This window comes from Fodinibius sp. (assembly GCF_034521915.1).
In the GTDB taxonomy this organism is placed as follows: Bacteria; Bacteroidota; Rhodothermia; order Balneolales; family Balneolaceae; genus Fodinibius.
Genome location: NZ_JAXHLU010000016.1, coordinates 172,711 through 191,248, shown reverse-complemented (window position 1 = coordinate 191,248; position 18,538 = coordinate 172,711). Strand labels below are relative to the sequence as shown.

Annotated in this window: 13 protein-coding genes; 5 read left to right on the top strand and 8 right to left on the bottom strand. The window is 42.6% G+C overall.

All coding sequences use genetic code 11. The annotated features are described in order from the left end of the window. Positions 1-127 precede the first annotated feature (127 nt). The 4 genes from U5J89_RS12105 (at position 128) to meaB (ending at position 6,087) form a co-directional block, all read left to right on the top strand. Positions 128-2,155: a methylmalonyl-CoA mutase family protein gene (locus U5J89_RS12105; RefSeq protein ID WP_322575894.1), complete on the top strand. Its 2,028-nt coding sequence runs from the start codon at positions 128-130 to the stop codon at positions 2,153-2,155. A gap of 57 nt (positions 2,156-2,212) precedes the next feature. Further along, the gene (gene scpA / locus U5J89_RS12100) at positions 2,213-4,345 is read left to right on the top strand and encodes a methylmalonyl-CoA mutase (RefSeq protein WP_322575893.1); all 2,133 of its coding nucleotides are present in this window, start codon (positions 2,213-2,215) and stop codon (positions 4,343-4,345) included. 141 nt (positions 4,346-4,486) lie between these two features. Further along, a complete protein-coding gene (locus tag U5J89_RS12095; protein ID WP_322575892.1) occupies positions 4,487-4,861 on the top strand; it encodes an endonuclease domain-containing protein in 375 nt (124 codons plus the stop codon). A gap of 131 nt (positions 4,862-4,992) precedes the next feature. Beyond that, entirely contained in the window at positions 4,993-6,087 is a 1,095-nt protein-coding gene (gene meaB, locus U5J89_RS12090; protein WP_322575891.1) for a methylmalonyl Co-A mutase-associated GTPase MeaB, read from the top strand. Positions 6,088-6,150: 63 nt separating this feature from the next. Here meaB and U5J89_RS12085 read toward each other — a convergent pair whose 3' ends face one another. The 6 genes from U5J89_RS12085 to U5J89_RS12060 form a co-directional block, all read right to left on the bottom strand. Further along, on the bottom strand, positions 6,151-7,020 hold the full coding sequence (locus tag U5J89_RS12085) for a DUF4097 family beta strand repeat-containing protein (protein WP_322575890.1): 870 nt from the start codon (positions 7,018-7,020) through the stop codon (positions 6,151-6,153). A 73-nt stretch (positions 7,021-7,093) separates the two neighbouring features. Continuing rightward, the gene (cdaA, locus tag U5J89_RS12080; protein ID WP_322575889.1) at positions 7,094-7,912 is read right to left on the bottom strand and encodes a diadenylate cyclase CdaA; all 819 of its coding nucleotides are present in this window, start codon (positions 7,910-7,912) and stop codon (positions 7,094-7,096) included. A gap of 153 nt (positions 7,913-8,065) precedes the next feature. After that, entirely contained in the window at positions 8,066-8,923 is an 858-nt protein-coding gene (folP, locus tag U5J89_RS12075) for a dihydropteroate synthase (RefSeq protein ID WP_322575888.1), read from the bottom strand. Positions 8,924-9,002: 79 nt separating this feature from the next. Beyond that, a complete protein-coding gene (locus tag U5J89_RS12070) occupies positions 9,003-9,341 on the bottom strand; it encodes a DUF3470 domain-containing protein (RefSeq protein ID WP_322575887.1) in 339 nt (112 codons plus the stop codon). 442 nt (positions 9,342-9,783) lie between these two features. Continuing rightward, the gene (locus tag U5J89_RS12065; RefSeq protein ID WP_322575886.1) at positions 9,784-11,010 is read right to left on the bottom strand and encodes an ectonucleotide pyrophosphatase/phosphodiesterase; all 1,227 of its coding nucleotides are present in this window, start codon (positions 11,008-11,010) and stop codon (positions 9,784-9,786) included. 168 nt (positions 11,011-11,178) lie between these two features. Next, complete coding sequence (locus U5J89_RS12060; RefSeq protein WP_322575885.1) at positions 11,179-13,947, bottom strand: TonB-dependent receptor; 2,769 nt, start codon at positions 13,945-13,947, stop codon at positions 11,179-11,181. A gap of 510 nt (positions 13,948-14,457) precedes the next feature. Here U5J89_RS12060 and U5J89_RS12055 point away from each other — a divergent pair. After that, complete coding sequence (locus U5J89_RS12055) at positions 14,458-14,826, top strand: hypothetical protein (RefSeq protein WP_322575884.1); 369 nt, start codon at positions 14,458-14,460, stop codon at positions 14,824-14,826. 169 nt (positions 14,827-14,995) lie between these two features. On the opposite strand, the gene U5J89_RS12050 is transcribed toward U5J89_RS12055, so the two are convergent. Both U5J89_RS12050 and U5J89_RS12045 read right to left on the bottom strand, forming a co-directional pair. Next, positions 14,996-15,862, bottom strand: a complete 867-nt coding sequence (locus U5J89_RS12050) for an MBL fold metallo-hydrolase (RefSeq protein WP_322575883.1) — start codon at positions 15,860-15,862, stop codon at positions 14,996-14,998. A 141-nt stretch (positions 15,863-16,003) separates the two neighbouring features. After that, positions 16,004-18,337, bottom strand: coding sequence for a DUF349 domain-containing protein (locus U5J89_RS12045; RefSeq protein ID WP_322575882.1), 2,334 nt, complete (start codon positions 18,335-18,337; stop codon positions 16,004-16,006). Positions 18,338-18,538: the final 201 nt, after the last annotated feature.

The window sequence follows — 18,538 nt, the reverse complement described above, 5'->3', positions numbered from 1 at the left end:
TTAATATAGCGATTCGTAGTTAAAATTTCGGCCCGAAGTTGAAACCGGTTACATTCCTTTAGCATATTAGTAAAGTAACTACAAGCTCATTATTTTCAAGAGCTATAACCAAGACGAAATTCATATTATGAGCAACTCCGATTCTACCAAACAATCGCTTTTTGAAGAATTTCCTCCCGTTTCAACTGAGGAATGGGAAGAAGTCATTAAGAAAGATTTAAAGGGAGCTAACTATAAAGAAAAGCTTCGGTGGGAAACCGACGAAGGCATTGAAACGCTGCCGTTTTACAGGCGTGAGGATTTATCCGAACTCAACCGTTCAGCTCCAATTCCAAAATCGTATACCAACACCGAGGCCAACAGCTGGGAAATACGGGAACCCATTTTTGAGAATGACATCTCCAAAGCCAATGGAGCGGCCCAAAATGCACTCGATCGCGGAGCAGATGCCTTACAGTTTCAAATAACCGTGCGCCGTACAGAAGGAATGCTCGGTGGCGATATTCAGGGGTTACCTATTCAAAACCAATCAGATTTCTCAACAGTATTAAGTAAAATTTCTTTAGAAAACACGCCCCTGCATTTTGATGCAGGCTTGGCTTCACCCGCCCTGCTGGCTATGCTTTGGGATGAAATTCAAACCCAAAATCTCGATCCCCAAAAGATCCGGACAACTTTTAGCTACGATCCATTTATCTATCTGCTTCAACACGGTCAATACTCAAAAGCCCAAAAAGATATTGAGCGTGATATCTATCATATCGCACAATTTTCAGCGGATAATTTGCCAACCGTTCGGCCACTGAGTATCGACGGGCGATTTTATCACAACAGTGGTGCTACCATCGTGCAGGAATTAGGATATGCAATGGCTTCCGCATCAGAGTACTTGGCAATACTGACCGACAATAATATTAATCATGCCGCGCAGGCATTGTCGTTTAGCTTCTCAATCGGCTCAAACTACTTTCTGGAAATTGCCAAATTCCGCGCTGCTCGACTTCTTTGGAAAAATCTGATTGAAGCTTATGACATAGATCCGCAAAAGAATGCTGCTTATTTGCATGGAGAAACCTCTCGATGGAATAAAACGCTCTACGATCCATATACCAATATGCTGCGTACATCCACCGAAAGTATGGCCGGCGCTATTGCGGGATGTGATTCTTTAACAGTATTACCATTTGACGAACACTTCCGTCAGCCCAACGACTTTTCAGAGCGCATTGCCCGCAATCAGCAGCTCATTCTAAGCGAAGAAGCCTATTTCAATAAAGTTAAAGATCCGGCTGCCGGATCGTATTACATCGAAAAATTAACCGACAAAATTGCTGAAAGAGCCTGGGATATTTTTCAGGATGTTGAAGCAGAAGGCGGCCTGTTTAAAGCCATCGAAAATGGGACCGTGCAATCAGCTATCCAGCAATCACAGCAACAGCGCGATCAGGCTATCGCTAAAAGAGGACGAACATTTGTGGGTACGAACCAGTACACCAACGCTGATGAAAATATGAGCGATGATATTGGAGAATCGAAACAAACGGCAGCCCTGCGCGAATCAGAAGAAATAAGTATTGAAAGTAATGCTGAAAACCTTGTAGAATATTTATCCGAAGCATTTTCGCAGGAAGCTAACATTGCTGATGTAATCGATAAACTATTTGATTTCGGAAGACAACAATACCGAACTGTTACTCCTTATCGAGGTCCCCAAGCATTTGAAGAACTGCGTCTGGCTACCGAAAGACATCAATCAACACCCAAGGTTTTAAATTTACCGCTGGGCAACAAGAAATGGCGCAAGGGACGTGCAAGCTTTTCAGCCAACTTTTTCGGTTGTGCCGGTTATCATATCGAAGATCCCATTGGATTTGGTGATGCGGATGAAGCCATTAATGCAATTAAAGATCAACAACCTGACATTGCTGTAATTTGCAGCTCAGATAAAGAATACAAAGAGCTTGTCCCGGCTATAGCAGATGGAGTTTCAAATCTGGAGAATCCACCGATCTTAGTACTTGCCGGATATCCCGAAGAGGATGTGGAAACCTACAAAGAATGCGGGGTTGATGAGTTTATTTATTCGAAATGCAACGTACTGAAAACACTTACTCGCTTTCAAGTTAAACTTGGAATAATTTTAAATGAAAAATGAAAAATTAAATATAGGTCACCCATTTTTAATTTTTCATTCTTAATTCCTAATTGAATTATGAGACCTGATTTTTCTGACATCCCATTTGACCCTTCAATTTCTGCTGATCACGAAGCAAAAAGCAAAGAACCATGGAACACCGCTGAGCAGATTCCAGTAAAGCCACAGTTTGATCAATCAGATATAGAAAATTTCGAGCATCTCGATTATGCCGCAGGGATACCGCCCTACTTGCGTGGACCGTATTCAACCATGTACACTTTTCGTCCGTGGACTATCCGCCAATATGCCGGATTCTCAACCGCTGAAGAATCCAACAAATTTTATCGCAAAGCCCTGGCACAGGGACAAAAAGGCCTATCTGTCGCCTTTGATTTAGCTACACACCGGGGCTACGATTCCGATCATCCACGCGTTTCCGGCGATGTTGGAAAAGCGGGCGTAGCTATTGATTCCATCCTGGATATGAAGGTACTATTTGATCAGATTCCATTAGATCAGGTTTCGGTATCCATGACCATGAACGGAGCCGTCATTCCGACTATGGCCTTTTATATTGTTACAGCCGAAGAGCAGGGGGTATCCAAAGAAAAGATGGCGGGTACCATCCAAAACGACATCCTCAAAGAATTTATGGTGCGCAATACGTACATCTATCCACCAAAGCCATCTATGCGTATTGTAGGGGATATTTTTGAGTATACTTCACAACATATGCCCAAGTTTAATTCTATTTCTGTTTCGGGATATCATATGCAAGAGGCTGGCGCTACCTGTGATATCGAGCTGGCTTATACCCTGGCCGACGGACTCGAATATCTGCGCACCGGCATCGAAGCCGGACTTGACGTCGATGAATTTGCACCTCGGATTTCGTTTTTCTGGGCAATTGGAATGAATCACTTTATGGAGATCGCCAAAATGCGTGCCGCTCGTATGCTCTGGGCCAAGATGGTCAAGCAGTTTGAACCTAAAAATTCCAAGTCGATGTCACTGCGGACGCACAGCCAAACATCCGGATGGAGTCTCACCAAGCAAGATCCCTATAACAATGTGGCGCGAACCACCATCGAAGCAATGGCCGCCGCACTTGGCCACACCCAATCGATGCATACGAATGCGCTCGACGAAGCTATTGCCTTACCGTCAGACTTCTCTTCCCGCATTGCCCGCAACACACAAACATATCTACAAGAAGAAACACATATTACTAAAGCCGTTGATCCCTGGGCTGGTTCATATTATGTAGAATATCTCACAGATCGTATCGCGCGGCGTGCCTGGGAACTCATAGAAGAAGTGGAAGAACTAGGTGGCATGGCTAAAGCCATAGAAACGGGAGTCCCCAAAATGCGTATTGAGGAAGCTGCCGCAAAAAAACAGGCGCGTATCGACTCCGGAAAAGAAACCATCGTTGGCGTTAACAAATATCAGCTTGACAAAGAAGAGCCGATTGACATTCTTGAAGTTGATAATGAGAAAGTCCGAAAAACACAGTTAGACCGACTTGAGAAGCTGCGAGCAGAACGTAACGAAGAAGAGGTACAAGCAGCGCTTGACGCTATTACAAAAGTGGCAGAATCGGGGGATGGAAATCTGCTCGATATGGCGGTTAAAGCGGCTCGCAAGCGAGCAACACTGGGTGAAATCTCCGACGCTATGGAAAAAGAATTCGGACGTTATACGGCAACCGTTAGATCAATATCAGGTGTGTATTCTTCAGAGATAGATAAGGACGAAAAGTTTGAAAAGGCTCAACAGTTGGCGAATGAGTTTGCCGAGCTTGCTGGACGACGTCCCCGTATCATGGTAGCAAAAATGGGTCAGGACGGCCACGATCGCGGAGCAAAAGTAATATCAACCAGCTTTGCCGATCTGGGCTTTGATGTGGATATTGGTCCGCTCTTTCAGACACCAGAAGAAGCCGCGCGTCAGGCTGCTGAAAATGATGTCCATATTTTGGGCGTTTCAAGTCTGGCCGGTGGACACAAAACACTGGTGCCACAAGTGCTTGATGAACTTGAAGAATTGGGCCGTGATGACATTATGGTAATCGTCGGCGGCGTAGTACCCGAACAGGATTATGAATTTCTTTATGACAAAGGCGTGGTCGGTATTTTTGGTCCCGGTACTGTGATCTCACTGGCCGCCCAGCAAATTTTGGAGATACTTATTGATGCAAAAAAATAATTCAAACACCTCCCGCCCGAATTCCAAAACTCTATGGAATTCAGGCACCCTCCTCAAGGAGGGATTAATCTCATCTTCCCTTGAGGGAAGTAATTCGACATGACGTTATGTCGAAGGGATGGGTGTAACTATATTCGACATATGACCAAAAACAAAATAATACCATATAATCCTGAGCTGAAAGAACTGGCAAGAAATCTCCGTAAAAATATGACACACGCCGAAGTTCTTTTGTGGCAGAAAATCCGGAGAAAAAGCTTAGGCTATCAATTCCATCGACAAGTTCCCATGCTTGAATATATCGTTGATTTTTATTGCCACGAACTGAAGTTAGCTATTGAAGTTGATGGTGGTGCTCATGAGCATCCCGAAACAAGTGTAAATGATTTAACTCGACAGAAAGAGATAGAATCTTATAATGTTCACTTTCTTAGATTCGATAATAAAGAAATAAAACAAGATATTAATTCTGTTATTCATACTATTGAAAATTGGATTAAACTTAATGCTAACTAAGATTTACACCTCCCGTCTCCGATAAAAATCAATCGGAGCACCCTCCTCAAGGAGGGATGAACTTCTTCTCCCCTCAAGGGGAGCCCCTCCGAATATTTTCGGAGGGAGGGGTGTAAAAAAATTATCTTCAAGTGTCCAACAACCAAAATAACGATTCTTCCCTTTCGGTAAGTGAGGGCGTTGAGCAAAACAGCGCTATCAACACGAAGGGATTGGAACGTTTTAAAAATAGCCGTTCTTCGCTTTCGCTGGAGGAGTATGTCAATGGCATCAAGTCGGGTAATCGAACCATTCTAAGCCGTGCTATCACGCTCATAGAGAGCACCAAGGCCGAGCACCGTGAACTTGCCCAGGATATTATCGAGCAATGCTTACCGGACACAGGTAACTCCATACGTATAGGAATTACCGGCGTACCCGGTGTAGGCAAAAGCACATTTATTGAGTCGTTAGGCAACCACATCATTGACCAAGGGAATAAATTGGCGGTGTTAGCCATCGATCCCAGCAGTACCCGCACCAAAGGAAGTATCCTCGGTGATAAAACGCGCATGGAAACGCTGGCCAATAATGACAGTGCGTTTATTCGTCCCTCTCCCACCGGCGGCTCCCTGGGAGGAGTAGCACGCAAAACGCGTGAAACTATTTACCTGTGCGAAGCCGCAGGATACGATACTATTTTTATCGAAACCGTAGGCGTTGGACAATCGGAAACGGCCGTGCACTCCATGGTCGATTTCTTTCTGCTATTGATGCTGGCCGGGGCCGGCGATGAACTGCAGGGAATCAAGCGTGGTATCATGGAGATGGCTGACACTATTGCAATCAACAAAGTTGACGAAGCCAGTGAAAAGGCGGTCAGTCAGGCGGTACGAGAATACAAAAATGCACTGCATCTGTATCCAGAAACAAAATCGGGATGGACTCCCAAGGTCACTACCTGTTCGGCATTAACCGGCAAGGGAATTCCTGAAATCTGGGAAATTATCCAGGAATACATACAGCAAACAAAAGAAAATAGCTATTTCGAAGAGAACCGAAATCGCCAGGCCAAACACTGGATGTACGATACCATTACCAATCGACTGACGGAGCATTTTTATGACAGTCCCGCCGTAAAAAAGAAGCAGGAGCAAATTGAACAGCAGGTATTAAATGGAGAAATGAGTTCTTTTAAAGCTGCTCAAAAGCTGCTCGAACTATACTTCAGGGAGATTAAAAAATAGAATTGCCCGATACCAATATGAGATTAGTGCCAGGCAATTCTGTATAACATCAAACTGTTATTCCTAATATCGTAATACGATATCTCCGTCTTCACTGTCAATCTCTACGCTGGCACTTCCCCCATTCAAATTATAAACAGTACTTCCCTCTTCATCTCTTACTTGGGAGAACGCACCAAAGGTTTCGATGTCAGTGTCATCATGAGCTATATCAATGCTGCCACCGCCACCTGAAATATCCAGTTCCAAATCACTGTCATCTATATTAAAGTAGTATTTTCCATCATCGAATAATTCAGTAGCAAAATAAAGGTTTGCATCATCTCCACTAACATCAATTTCCCTAAATCGTCCGTTATCCACTCGAAACTCTCCATCATCAAGTGTAACCGCAAGTTTACCTTGTCCTTTATCCATCCTAATAGCCCCATCATCAATCTCAAATGAAAAGTCTTCTCCGGTAGCGTTTTTTATGCTGACATCAGAATCATCCGCAACCATATTGATTGCTCCTCCAACATCGGATATTTCATAGCTTCCATCGTCCCCTTTTACATCTATCGATACCATTCGGGGAACTTTAAGAGTAATTCGGTATTCCCTCTCAATACTTCCAATGCGAAAACCACTATTATTGCGCTCGGCTTCTTTAATGTAAAGATCGCCATCGCGTTGTTTTACATTCATCTTGAACTCATCGGCAGATCCCCACTCTATTCCATCTACATCAATACGATGGTAAACATTAACATTGACATCAAATCGATCACTGGCAACTATACTAACTTCAGCATCATCGCTATCCAAAAAGACCGTACCGTCCGCAGCGATACCATAATCCTGATCTAACTTATATTCTTTATTTTGGGCTTCTACGGTCAGTGCTCCGGCCAATAACAGCACGGTAATTATAATCGAGACAGAATATTTCATATAGAGAAACTTTTGTTAAAGTTGAAAACAACCTTACGAAGAATATGCAGAATTGTTATAGCAGTAGAAGCTACTAACTAATCTTCAGTTCGCTTTGCGCAGATGAAAAAGCTACATCATCCTCATCTATCTCCTGTTCCCCGAGTGCGTCCTGCATTTCACTGCGGAGTTTCTGGATCGTCAATCCGCTGGTAAGCGATCCATTTTTAGCTATAGAAATACGTCCTGTTTCTTCGGATACCACTACCACAAATACGTTGTTGGTTTCGGTAATACCTACTGCTGCCCGGTGGCGTGTCCCAAAAACGGATGAAATGTTCTGGTTTTGTGAGATGGGCAAATAGCAACTGGCGGCTACAATTCGATTATTGCGGATTACTATAGCCCCGTCGTGCAGCGGCGTGTGTTTGTTAAATATTGTTTTTAATAGCTCGCTGTTAACTTTTGCATCCAGTTTTACCCCAACGTCGACCAAGTCTTGCAGCGTTGAAGTGCGCGCAAATACAATTAACGCCCCGGTTTTGGTGTGGGACATGTCACGAACGGCATCGACTACTTCATCAATAATGGTATTGGGATTGGAGCGCACGAAAAAGCGGTCGAGATTCGTATTGTGTCCCAGGCTATAGAGCAGCTTGCGTATTTCGGGCTGAAAAATGATAAATACTGCCAAGATACCTACATCCAAAATACCGCGGAGTATAAAGTTGATGGTGGTGAGCCCCAGTGCGCTAACGGCCGCATTTATTATAATGATAAAAACAAGACCTACAGCGGCCTGAATGGCAAATGTGCCGCGGATCCACCGGTACAGGTAGAACAGCACCATGGTAATAATCAGGACTTCGACAAAGTCCCGGATGCCAAATTCAAGGAAGCCAATGGGAATCAACGGTGTACCTCGTTTTTCTGGATGTTGTTTAGCGGAATATAAGTATTATTTGGCGAAGTTTTGTATGTAGATATCACTAGGTGGAGTCCATTTATAAATGGACTCCACCTTTTTACAGAGTAGGGTCGTTACAGAGTAGACTCTATCTATAACCTACATCTTTGACGAAATAGCATTAAATACCTGTAGCGAATCGTGTGCTTCTTTGACGTCGTGTACGCGAATGATATTGGCGCCGTTAATCAAAGCATGATAATGGACGGCTATGGTACCTGTAAGACGATCATCAACGGAGCGATCGTTTAGAATCTGGCCGATCATTGATTTGCGTGACGCCCCTACTAAAATGGGACATCCCAAATCCTGAAATTCCTTAAGATAAGCAATTAGTTTCAGGTTGTGCTCCAGCGTTTTTCCAAAACCAATACCGGGATCAATGATAATATTTTTTAATCCCTTCTCTTTGGCCTCATCAAGCCGGACTTTTAGAAACTGCTTTATATCAGCGATCACGTTATCATAGGTTGGATCTTTCTGCATTGTTTTGGGATTACCCTGCGAATGCATCATCACATACCCTGCATTATACTGCACGCATAAATCCACAAAACGAGGCTCTTTTTGGAGTCCGCTTACATCGTTAACAAAATGAGTGCCGAGTTTAAGCGCTTCTTCGGCCACGCGATATTTGGTGGTATCAATCGAAAAAAAGGTGTCGGGAAATTGTGAGATAGCTTTTTTGAGGATCGGCAACACGCGATCGAGTTCTTCCTGTTCCGTGACGGGTTCGGAGCCCGGCCGGGTTGATTCTCCGCCTACGTCTATGATATGAGCACCCTGGGAAATCATGAGTCCAATACGGCCCAGCGCTGCATCCACTTCATTAAAGTTACCACCGTCGGAAAAGGAATCGGGCGTAGCATTGAGAATTCCCATTATTTTGGGAGAGGCAAGGTCGAGTTTCTTATCTCGACTGGAAAGGCTTTGTTTCTTTGAACTGTTCTCATTCATTAAACTTATAGATGTTATTCGGTGACTAAGTGATTAGGTTATTCCCTCAATTTCTTAATCACCTAATCACGAAAACAAATTAATCCCAGCTTTCCTGAAGATGTTCGCGCTTATCTTCCACTTCTGCCCACTCATCGGCATCTGGAAAATCTTCTTTCGTCTGATTGATAACATGATCAGCCCATTCATCGGCCAATCGTTCGTTTAGATCAATATAGTGCTCCCACTCCATGGGCACTTCGTCATCGGGATAAATAGCTTCAACAGGACATTCTGCTACGCAAGCATCACAATCAATACATTCAAGCGGGTCGATAGTTAGAAAATTAGGCCCTTCCCGAAAGGCATCAACCGGACAAACCGCCGCGCAATTGGTGTATTTACAATTGATGCATGGTTCTGTTACTACATATGCCATTGAAAATGAAAAATTCTTTGATGTTTACAAATTGGACTAAATATCACGGCTTCTGCGGATAGATGCAACGTTTTATATCTACGAACTTTAATTTAGAAACGCTCTGAATTTATCCTTGCAGTCCATCATCAAAGTCCAGCCATTGACCCTCTTTTGTTTTCTCCCTACTTATAGGGAGAAAGACTCGTTGGCATAAAATCTATCTTAAGAGTTTTTCTGACCCCATCCCCGATGTGTCGGGACAGGCTTTGTTCTTCCCCTCCGAGCAGGGGAAGAAACTCCTTTAATAAAACTAACACTACAAAAAATTACGGACAGATGAGAGCACAACAAAGTTATTTCTTGAGTCCCTCTCCCTAAATTTAGGGAGAGGACAGGAATGAGTTAATATTCACCGGATGGCAAAATCAGCCATCCGATGAGGCATCTAATAAGATGGTTACTAATTTAACAACACCCGTACGCTATCCAGCGAACCGTCGTTGGGAGCTGGCTCGGTATCCATCAGGTGGTTTATCAATTCATAAATGTGGATATTCTGAAAAGTCCCAACCTGTTCTCCCTTTTTAAACGCCGGTCCGTGAGCAATAAAGAAAGCCTGCATTGCTTTTTGATTGTTGTCGTAACCATGGGTAGCACGTGGCAGTGATTCTATAAAATCATCCTGGTAATCTTCATCCAAAATTGTGTACCCCAAATCCGCCACCATTATAATATCTTCTACACGGCGATGATTTTTAAGATGATACCGTTTGGGCAGATCCTCTTTTTTATATACCCGATAGTTTTCTTCGGCAGATTTTAACGCCTGATAAATCTCCTCTTCTTCGCCCTCCTTGGGCTGAATTCCGGTCATAGGTCCCCAAATTACTCGTTTGGTGTCATCCATATCAATAATTTTATCGAGACGGATAAGCTTATCGGCGGACAAGTCAACCATGCCGTGATCGGACACAATAATAATATTCGTATTCGACCACAGGTTATTGGCTTTCATCTGTTCTTTAAGATAGCCCATCAGCCGGTCAGCCCGTTCGATAGCCTGCTTTACAGAATCGGATTCCGTACCGTAGCGATGTCCCTTGCTGTCCACATCACTGTAATACAGCGTTGCAAAATCAACAGTCTGATTGCCAGAATCAGTCATCCACTTCATGACTGTATCGATACGCGCCTTACCGGGCATATCATCGTCATAGGTTTTCCAGTGCGTGGGACGCATTCCCTGTATATCGGCCTCGGACCCTACCCAAAACATGGTTCCGGTTTTTATACCCTGCTTTTCAAGCGTATTCCAGATCGGTTCTCCGCCATACCACTTACCATCTTCCACAGCCTCACGATCACTAATACGATACCACTCATCCCACTTGGGATCGTACATCGTATTATTCACAAAGCCGGTATTTTCGGGATACAGCCCCGTTGCTATAGCATAGTGATTGGGAAACGTTTTGCTTGGAAAAACAGGAATCAAACCTTCGGCCTGAACGCCCTCTGCAACGAGTGAATCAAAATGGGGAGTTGCCGTTTTTTCTAAATAATTATGACCAAAACCATCAAAGGAAATTAACAGTGTCTTTTGGGGATTAGGTTGCTGTTGGTTACTGCATCCAATAAAACCAATAAATACTATCAAAAATAAAATTGTAAAAGCTCCTCGTTTCATAAATGGCGTAACAAGGTTCATGAATATGTTAATTCTGCAAAGTCAATAAGACACAAAGATAACGTAATATTTAAGGCATTACAGCCCTGTTTTCTGAAATGATTTAAAATAAAAAAAGGGCAGCCCGAATGGACTGCCCTTTTGGAAATGTGTGCTTAAAATACTGACTTAGAAGTTTACGGAAATCCCTGTATTAAATCTACGAGGAAGTCCAAAGAAGACTTCTGCATCATCAGCATCGTGATCACTATCGAATGCATTGTAAGGACTATTATCCAAAGAGTCTTGGATATATGTAGCATCCAATGCATTATAAAGGTTTAAGAAAAGCTCAACATTTGCCCCCTCAAACAAATCAGTAAATTGATACTGAACGTGCGCATCGAAAACTGTGTAATTAGGCGCTTTCCACGGTTGCTGACGATCTGCCGTTGATGGTTGATCAGGATCAAACGTACGATCAAAAGGACTAAAGTCGCTATAGTGATCGAAGAATGATTTACCAACAATCTGTACATGAAAATTGTCGGTTGGATCAACAGACAATACATAAGACAACTGTTTCTGTGGAGCATTACCTACTTTCAACCCATCGATAGAAAGGTTCAATTCTTGATACTGATCTTGGGTATAATCCGCTAAGTAACGGGCTGTTACATCACTTCCATATTCCCACATATTGTAAGAACCATTTATATCAAGACGGAGATAAGAGTTAGGTTTGAAAGAAGTTTCTAGTTCAATACCTGTGTGACGCTGATCTACACCTTGAACGTTGAGCAGACCCTCAGTTCCATCCTGCTGTGTATAACCGGTAGAGTAAGAACGATCTTTTCGATCTGTTAAGTAGTAGTTGAGATTTACAGCATACTTCTGCTTGGAATAACGCAATCCAACCTCATAGAAGTAGTATTTCTCGTTTACAGGATCATCGTTAATAGCTCCTGATCGGTCATCAATAACACTATCAAAAATAGGTACCTTCGAGATAATACCGAAGTTTCCAAATGCATCCAGAGCACTAGACAAGGAATATAAACCGCCTAACTTAGCTTGATACCCTTGGATATTAGGAGATTCTCTTTCAAGCTTCTGCCCCGGATTTTGTGGATCTTCAACAAAGTGATTTTCGTGAGTATACTTAATATTGGTCAAGCCAATGGTAGCATACGCGCTATATTTCTCTTTCTGGATCTCACCCTGCAAGTAGCCACCAATCCAGTCAACAGTATTGGTGAAGTTATAGTCAACCTTATCACCAAGACCAACACGACGATTGGGATTAAAGTCATTTCCATTATCAACATAAAAGTCACCGCCAAGCAAGTCACGCACTTCACGATAGTGCTCAATTTCAGCGGTTCTCCAATCCAGACCGCCTCCTATCTGTAGGTCACCAAGATCAATATCGACTTTTAAAATATCGCCAATAGTCCATTGGTCATTTCTACTGCTTCGCATAATACCAATGGACTCGTAATCATCTTTTTGAATCCAATCGCCTTGGTACATTACTGAATCGGCCGTTGAAGAGTTTGCCGCAATAGAAGCATCCCAGTCAAAAAGCCATGGATTTGGTCCATAATAGAATGGCTGGTTAATATCTGTTTGACCATTCGCATCTTTGCGATACACATCACCGAGCGTACCGGTTCCACCACCGCTACCGCCGGAATAATATGCCACGTTGGTTAAGCTAACGTTCTCAGATAGCTGAGAATACCAGTTAAGGTTAACCTGCGGCTTGTGGAAAAAGTTTTCTTCAGAGTTGATAAAATTGGGAGAATATCGGTCCCGAACTGAAGTACCAATCCAACCATCACCAACATATTGTTTACCATCATAACTGCTACTTACACCAGAGACATTTTGATTAAACAAGAATCCTTTCTCATGGTAACTGTCAAATGCCGCTGTATCATAAGAGTTAAGATCACGTGCATATTCGTGACTAAACGTACCAATGTTTTGGCGATATTGTCGCTGCCCGTGGCGCTGTGGAGCACCCAATGCAAACAAATCAAGACGATTGTTTTCATTAACCTTGTAAGAAGCCCCCAAATAGTAGGACCACGCGTCTGTCCAGGTACCCTCTGCGATACCATTTCCAGTTTTACGTGCACCTACAGCGCTAAAAGCAAACTTATCGTTAATCAAGCCAGTGTTTAACACCATAGTGGTTTTGCGAAAACCAGCATTTCCAATTTCTTGCTTAAACTTACCACCTGCTTCATTTTTAGCCGGATTTGTCAATACATTTATCGTTCCACCAACGGACGGAACTGCAAGATTTACATTGCTCATCCCACGCTGTATCTGCATAGATTGAGCAACATCTCCAATACCATCCCAATTAGACCAATATACCCAGCCATTCTCCATGTCATTAACGGGGACACCGTTAATCATTACTGCTACATTTCGCTGGGAAAACCCACGAACATTAATTCGAGCATCTCCAGATCCACCGCCCTGGTTGGTAGAATAAACCGACGGGGTGGTATTAAGAACCAAAGGCAAATCGCGCGATCCGAGTCGATTTTCAATCTCGTCTTCACTTATCTCAGCATAAGCAACAGGTGTTTTCTGATCTGAACGTGAAGCAAATATTTCAAGCGCCTGTAAAGACTGACTTGCAAATTCCATTTCGAAATTAAGTTCTACATCAGACCCATTAATAGTTACATCCTTTTGCTTAGCAGCAAATCCAACCATTGTAACGCGTACTGTGTAGGTTCCATTTTCAAGATCTTCAATTTCGTAGTAACCATCGGCATCGGCAGATGCACCCGTTGTGGTTCCTACAATGACGACATTGGCACCCGCGAGAGGGTCACCATTATCTGCTTCAGTGACGGTCCCAGTGATAGCATGTTGTGATAGTGCTACCATCGGAAACATCAACAAAGCAAAAAGTATACTTGTGTATCGTTTCATAATCGATAGATATGTTCGTTTAGATTAGTGATTAAGCTTGTGCCCGTATGAGCATTTAAGCAAAGTAGAATAAACCCGATGAGAACGTTTAAGCCAACTGACCTAAGAGGGTCCTCAAGCGGTGCTTAATATAAAAAAACTTAAGCAACTTATTGTACTTTGCTTTCATGAATCTGAGTATAACGATCCTAAGATTAGCATAATGTTAACTCTTCCTTTTTTATTGAATGCAAAAATAGCCTGAAACTATTTAAAAGTAATATCTAAATCCCTTCCAGATTTTTGTTATTCAGTATTGTGCGTAAATAATTTTCAATCAATCGAGTTACAGCTATTATGTTATCACATCCGGAGCAGTATGTAGCCATAAGCTTATTTTAAATTCTTTTTCTTCATTCGTTCATAAGTTGAATCTTTTAGGGAGAACTTTTTCTCGGAACTTTCTGACTTATTTTCATTTTAAATACTGTTAAAAGTACCTTGAAAAAATCTCAAATAATTAATTCATCTATGAAAAAGCTACTATCCGTCATATTGTTAACAGTTTTTCTAACATTATCACTAAATACTATTAGTAATGCACAGGATGCTAGTAAAGATCTTGGCGTTGGTTTTATGGTGGGCGAACCTACGGGATTAACAGCAAAATCATGGACCGGTAATGGGAATGCTATTGACGTGGGCGTTGCCTGGTCGTTTGGAAGATACGATGCCATTACTTTGCAAGCCGACTATTTATGGCACAACTACAATGTGTTCAGTGAAGTGGACGAAGGCAGTCTTCCCCTTTATTACGGTATAGGCGGTCGCTTGGTACTCGGAGACGATGATTCCTACATTGGCGCCAGAGTGCCTGTAGGTATAAATTACCTTGTTTGAGGATGCGCCTGTAGGCCTATTCATAGAAGCAGCGCCAATACTAGAACCTTGCCCCATCAACCGATTTTGATATTGATGGTACGCTGGGTGCTCGCTTTTACTTTTAAATATTAGTGAATCATTAATCAAAAGGGATGCTTGTATATGCAGGCATCCTTTTTTTAATGGGTTAAAGCAATATTTTCTTGCCTTCCTGGGCCAACCCCACCTCTTTAAATAACTCTCCGTATTCCACTCTCAGGTATTCATCCAGCGCCAGAAGTTTTTCATCGTCGGAGTCCGGATCATGATGAGTAATAAACAGGCGCTTTACTTCTGTCACTTTTGCAAAGTTAACTACATGTTCCCAGGCCGAATGTCCCCATCCACGTTTCGACTCGTACGTTTTGCGATTATACTGCCCGTCATGAATAAGCAAGTCTGCGCCTTGTACAAACTCTTTCATACGAGTTTGAAAGGTCGAAATCTCCTCATCTAAAGCTCCTAACTCATTATCCGGACAGTAAACGATCTGTTTATCGCCGACATGTATTTTATACACAGCAGTTTCTACGGTATGGTTCGCCAGTATAAACTCTATTTCATAATGCTGATAATCTGTCCGCTGCTGAGGCTGTGTTACATACTCCAGATTGGCATCGATCATATCCAGGGTTACCGGGAAGAAGGTTTTTGTTAGATGTCCATCCAAAATATCTTTGCAGTCTCCCTCTTCGCCCTGGTCGGGCATATGAATAGCAAAATGATTTGTGGATCCGTAAATAGGCTTAAAGAAGGGAAATCCCTGAATGTGATCCCAATGCGGGTGTGTAATAAAAATACGGCCCCTTATTTGACCAGGCTCGTCTATAATTTTATTTCCAAGATTGCGTATACCCGTTCCGCTGTCCAGAATTAACATCTCCTCTGTCCCGGGCACATCAATTTCTACGCAAGAGGTATTTCCGCCATACTCCATATTTTTTTTATTAGCACAAGGAGTAGACCCACGGACGCCCCAAAAAGTGACCGTTATCTCTTGCTTAGCATTGCCCATCAAATCGTATCATTTTTTGAACTTTTAACCGCTGTAGATTATTCAGTTTTATTTCAGCTTTTCCGCTGTATCCCCCATATAGCGGCAGACGTACTAATTTTTTAATAAATAACAGACCGAATCAGGAAAACAAATATGTAATTAATCACCTGATTCTTTGCGAATCTGATCCATCTTTTCCGTAATCGATTCCATCTTTTCCTGCTTGCCCTCCAACTTTTGCTCAACCTTGTCAATTCTATTTTCGACTTCATCGAGCAAACTATTTCCACCGCTGGAGGGTTTAAAATAGGTTTTTTTCTCTTTGTACTGCAGAACTTCTTTTTCTAACTGCTTGGCTTCTTTTTTTACCTTGTTATACTCTTTGCGCAGCTTTTGGATTTTGCTCCTGTCTTCGGGATCTAAATCCGCCTTAGCCAACTCTTGATCAAATTTATCCCCCGATTTTGCTGCACGCATGCGATCGTAAATTACATCACAAGCCTCCCGATACTCTTTCCACATCTTGTTCTTGTGCTTAATGGGGACATAGCCTGCATTTTTAAACTCTTCCTGCAATCCCTTGGCAATTTCTACGGCCTCAATAGGATCATCATGCTTGCCCAGCTCGCGAAGTTTTTCAAGAATTTCTTTTTTCTTTTCCAGATTTTCTTTGCGCTCCTCTTTTACCTCTTTGAAGTGCTCGCGGCGGCGATCATAAAACTCATCCATCGCCCCCTTAAACTGTTTCCATATTTTCTCTGACTTATCACGCGGCACCGGACCAATTTTCTTCCACCGATCCATAAAATTCTGCATCTGCGAATGGCCTTTCTCAAAATCATCAGTATGCTTTACTTCATTGGCCTTGTCAATAAGCTCCAGCTTCTGCTGATAATGCTCTTCTTCCTGCTCACGAATTTTATCCTGATTATTCGCCTTGCGCTCATTAAATGCATCCGTAGCCGACTTAAAGCGCGACCAAAGTTTATCCTCTGCCCGCTGCGGCAAGTTACCCACTTTCTTCCACCGCCGGTGGAGCTTATTAATTTTTCGGGCAGCCGTCGCCAGATCATCTTCCTCCAGCAACGCTTCAGCTTCTTCAATAATTTTTTCCTTCTTATGAGTAAACTTGTCTACTTTGCTCTGGTGATCGGGATCATATTTATACTTCCGATCGTAATACTCATCCTGTGCACTTTTGTACCGATCCCAAACTTCATTTGACTTTTCTTTTGGAACACGACCTATCTTCTTCCACTGCTTGGTCAGATCTTCAAACTTTTCCTCAATCTCATCCCAATTTTCCGTCTCATGGGTCATCGACTCAGCGACATTCTCCATCTTTTCAAGAACCGTCAATTTAAGCATCAGGTTATCTTCCTCTTTCTGACGCTTCTGAACCAGTCGGTCGACCTTATGGTCATTAAAAATATCAAGCAGTTCCTCAAAACGTTTATCAAGCTCCTCTCCTTTTCCATTGGGCAGCGGACCTGTACTTTTCCATTGCCCTTTCATCTGATTTACCCGACGAGTTGCCGTCCAGGTTTCATTAGATACGATACCTTCAAATTCCTTAAGGAGCTCTTTCTTTGTTTCGAGATTTTCCTGCTTTTTCTTTTCGAGCTCAGCATAATGCTGCTCTTTACGCTCCTCAAAATCATCAACAATATCACTAAACTTTTTGTAGAGCTTTTTCACCTGCTCATCATCATCCGCATCGGGACCTTCCGCCCATCGGTGACTTAAATTATCCAGCTCCACCGAAACATATGACCAATCATTCTGCTTGGCCAACTCCTGTGCCTTACTTACAATTTCTTTATAATAATCCAGCGGACTTTCTTCATCTGATTCTTCTTCAGCCTCATCTTCGGAAACTACTTCTTGCTGTTCCTCAGCCTCACTTTCAGTAGTGCTTTCTTCGTCCTGCTCAACCTCAGCTACGACTTCTTCTGTCTCCTCGTCAGCAACTACCTCTACTTCTTCATCTGCTTTTTCTTCTTGTGCTTCAACTTCTTCTGTTTTAGTCTCCGAAGCCTCTGGCGCAGGAGATCCATCATCCTGCTCTACTTCAGCTTCGACTTCCTTCGCATCAGTTTCCTCTTCTATTACTTCTTCAGATTCTTCTGCTTTCTCTTTTTTAGTAGATGCATCTTCGGTTTCACCGTCAGCCATACTTGACTTTTTCTCTTCGATCTGCTCTTTCAAGGCACTGTAATCTCCTATGGCCTTACTGCTGTCAATCTCATCTTCAAGTGCTGATAAATCCTCGAGCGTAACATCTCCGGCAAGCGTTTCTTCAACCTTCGACTGGAGCTTAGAAAAAGCATCCCTGAACTCCGAAAGCTTATTCTCAAGATCATCGGGACTTACTTCACAAAGTTTCTTGCGATCTTCTGGCTCGTCCCCTTTCAGAAAAAGCTCATTGTTTTCAGTTAAAATTACGTATTCATCCTCATACACATGTTGGGATGTTTCCTTATTTTCTTCCATAGCAGTATTCACAGGTACCTCTATTATAACGCTTGGTAATTCAAAATTTCACTTCTAAACTCTTAGCTCCTCAAGAGTCTAAGTAAGTAAGATAATATTTCTGTGGAACTTATTACAATCCATCTGGGATACCAAAACATCCATAAATTTAAAAGAGCCGACCTCATTTATAAGCCGGCTCCGAGATAGTTTCTGAATTTT